This window comes from Mycobacterium sp. (assembly GCF_046330795.1).
Taxonomy (GTDB): domain Bacteria; phylum Actinomycetota; class Actinomycetes; order Mycobacteriales; family Mycobacteriaceae; genus Mycobacterium.
Window position 1 is genome coordinate 1 of record NZ_JAXLSA010000014.1, and the last position, 1,548, is coordinate 1,548.

Annotated in this window: 2 protein-coding genes; one reads left to right on the top strand and one right to left on the bottom strand. The window is 67.4% G+C overall.

Annotation, left to right across the window (positions count from 1 at the left end; genetic code table 11):
* Positions 1-381 (bottom strand): DUF222 domain-containing protein (locus U0R18_RS21500; RefSeq protein ID WP_526372301.1); only part of this gene is annotated, 381 nt, incomplete at its 3' end.
* Positions 382-439: 58 nt separating this feature from the next.
* On the opposite strand from U0R18_RS21500, the gene U0R18_RS21505 reads away from it, so the two are divergent.
* Positions 440-1,429, top strand: a complete 990-nt coding sequence (locus U0R18_RS21505; protein ID WP_526372303.1) for an LLM class F420-dependent oxidoreductase — start codon at positions 440-442, stop codon at positions 1,427-1,429.
* Positions 1,430-1,548 lie beyond the last annotated feature (119 nt).

Below are 1,548 nucleotides of genomic sequence, written 5' to 3' on the forward strand. Positions count from 1 at the left end.
AGCGGCATCGGTGATGAGATCCGTGCGATAGACCATGGTCTGGAACAGCCGCAAATCGACCTCACCGGCGAGAAACACCTCGGCCACCCGGGGCAACCGCTCCCGCATGGCGCGCGCGTAGTTGAGGTAGCTGCCCGCCCGTCCCTGGCTCACACACAGGGCCGCCGCCACCTCCGCCGTCACCGAGGCATGGGCGTCGATCACCCAGTCCTCCCGGTCGCCGCACTCCCGAAGCCGGGTCTCCCATACGTCGGCGATGGCGTCCAACCGCCGCGCGGCGGCACGGTTCTCAACGCGCGACCACCGCTGGACCCGTTCCACCAGGGACCGGGTTTCGGCGGTGTCCTCCGCGATGAAGAAGAGCTCCTCGGGTTCGAACATGCTTTCGATTATTGCGCATTCCACCGACAAGAAATGGGCGCCGCCTAGAGTCGAGCGCATGCGATTCGGACTCTTCATTCCCCAGGGCTGGCGCCTGGATTTGGTGGGCATCCCGGTGGAAAACCATTGGGCCACAATGCGGGACCTGGCGCTGTACGCCGACCGCGGGGCGTGGGACTCGGTGTGGGTCTACGACCATTTCCACACCGTGCCGATGCCCACCGATGAGGCCACCCACGAGGCGTGGACGCTGATGGCGGCGCTGGCCGCTACCACCGACCGGGTCAAGCTCGGACAGATGTGCACCGCGATGAGCTACCGCAACCCGGTGTACCTGGCGAAGATCGCCGCCACAACGGACGTGATCTCCGGCGGCAGGGTCCAGATGGGTATCGGTGGCGGCTGGTACGAGCATGAGTGGCGCGCCTACGGCTACGGCTTCCCGTCGGCCGGGGTGCGGTTGGCCCGCCTCGACGAGGGTGTGCAGATCATGCGCGACGCCTGGCGCGACGGTCGGGTGACCTTCGAGGGCAAGCAGTATCAGGTGAACGACGCCATCGTCGCCCCGAAACCGTTGCAGCCCGCCGGAATTCCGCTGTGGATCGCCGGCGGTGGGGAGAAGGTGACACTCAAGATCGCGGCGAAGTACGCGCAGTACACCAACTTCTCCGCCGATCCCGAGGAGTTCACCCGCAAGTCGGAGATCCTCGCCGAGCACTGCCGGGAGGTCGGGACGGACTACGACGCCATCGTCCGGTCGGCCAACGTCAACGCGATCGTCGGCAGCTCGGACGCCGACTTCGCCGCACGCGCCCAGCGGATCCGGGACCGGCTGGCCGGCATCTGCGGCGACGCCGCCGCCGAGGCGATGATGGCGATGAACGACAATCCCGGCAACGCGACCGGCACCCCCGAGCGGGTGATCGAGCGGATGACGAAACTGCGCGACCTCGGGTGCGAGTACGTCATCTGTTACTTCCCCGAGGCGGCCTACGACCGTTCGGGCATCGAATTGTTCGAGCGCGAGGTCATCCCGGCGCTGGCGTGAGTTCCGACATGACAGAGCAGAACGACGAGGTGGCCACCAGGTGCTGCCCGGCCTGCCAACAGAACGTGCCGGCCGCGCCGTTCTGCGGCAACTGCGGTGCGGCCGCGGCGGTGACGCCC